The 1302-nt window shown below is 48.2% G+C and carries 2 protein-coding genes; both read left to right on the top strand.

All coding sequences use genetic code 11. From position 1 onward, the window contains the following. Nucleotides 1-12 precede the first annotated feature (12 nt). Nucleotides 13-1011, top strand: a complete 999-nt coding sequence (locus EBR25_14125; protein ID NBW42107.1) for a DUF2828 family protein — start codon at nucleotides 13-15, stop codon at nucleotides 1009-1011. Between the two features lie 70 nt (nucleotides 1012-1081). After that, nucleotides 1082-1285, top strand: a complete 204-nt coding sequence (locus EBR25_14120) for a hypothetical protein (protein NBW42106.1) — start codon at nucleotides 1082-1084, stop codon at nucleotides 1283-1285. Nucleotides 1286-1302: the final 17 nt, after the last annotated feature.

The following is a 1302-nucleotide window of genomic DNA, read 5'->3' as shown; positions in this document are numbered from 1 at the left end:
TGTGCAAAGTGGATGCCGCGTGAAAAGTCCTCTAAGGGTGCAATTGCGGCCAAGATTCGCAAGAGCATGGATCTTTCTCCGAAGGCTTACCGCAAGCTGCTTAGCTCTCTTACGAAGGTTGTTGAGAGCCAGATGTGTTCCGGTGATTGGGATAGCATTGAGTACGGACACGTACCCTCTCAGGCCATGAACATTTACAAGGATGCTTTTAAGCGTCACTCTGAGGCTCGTTGGGCGGAGTATGAAGAGGGCCTTCAGGCCGGAGAGCAGAAGGTAAATGCTGGAGCTATTTATCCGCATGAGATTATCGGAGGTTACATTTCCGAATACGAGCAGCGCCAGATTCCGCCTGTCTCCGAGGCACAATGGGATGCTCTGCCTAACTGGCTGATGAATAATCCTTACCGGATTCTACCTGTTGTGGATACCTCTGGATCTATGTACTCTGGTTACAATTCGACCCTTTCTCCGATTCAGGTATCTGTTGCTCTTGGCCTTTACATTGCAGAGCGTAACAATGGTCCTTTTAAGAATCATTTTGTTACCTTCTCGGAAAAGCCCGCCATGCAGTCTGTGGCAGGAGCAACCCTCTCCGAGCGTGTGCATTCTGTAGCTAAGACTGACTGGGGCATGAATACGGATCTTTACCGTACCTTTGATGCCATTCTCACGCACGCAAAGCGCAGCGGTGCCTCGCAGGATGATATGCCTAATGTGGTTCTTATTCTTTCGGATATGGAATTCGATCATGGCATCTCTGTAAATGAAACTGCTATGGAGCAGGTCCGAGTCCTTTATTCTAAGGCTGGATACGAGGTTCCCAAGATTGTTTACTGGAATCTTAATGCGCGCCTTGGAAATATCCCGGTTGGTTATCGGGAGGATGGAACCGCGCTTGTGTCTGGCTTCTCTCCGGCTATCATGAAGTCCATTCTAACTGGCGAGGATTTCTCTCCTGAGGGTATTATGTTGGAGACTATCGGTTCTGAGCGTTACGCGCAGATTGCCTGATCTTAGGCGGGAAGTAAAAAAGTTGCGCCCCATTCGATCTAGGTTATAGGGTGGCATGAGGGGTGCGGTGATGCCAAGCGACAAGACGGAGTTTTTTGCAATGCTATCTATTGTTGCTATAACAAGCTTTACATTTGGCTTAGCATGTGGTGCTATTATCCTTCATACGGAAAGAAACGCTCAATGGATTCAGCAGGCAGAAAAGGATTGTTATCCTTTTGCCCTTGAATATGCTAGCGTAAGAGACTTTAATAGAGTCTGTGCGGGACCTTAGCTCAGTTGGTAGAGCAC

The sequence above is a fragment of the bacterium genome (assembly GCA_009926305.1).
In the GTDB taxonomy this organism is placed as follows: domain Bacteria; phylum Bdellovibrionota_C; class UBA2361; order UBA2361; family RFPC01; genus RFPC01.
Note: the sequence above shows the minus strand (reverse complement) of the source record. Positions and strands in the feature narration are given on the sequence as shown.

Excerpts from the sequence above, each read along its gene's own strand:
- EBR25_14125 (NBW42107.1), top strand. The coding sequence starts at position 13 with ATGCCGCGTGAAAAGTCCTCTAAGGGTGCAATTGCGGCCAAGATTCGC.
- EBR25_14120 (NBW42106.1), top strand. The coding sequence starts at position 1,082 with ATGCCAAGCGACAAGACGGAGTTTTTTGCAATGCTATCTATTGTTGCT.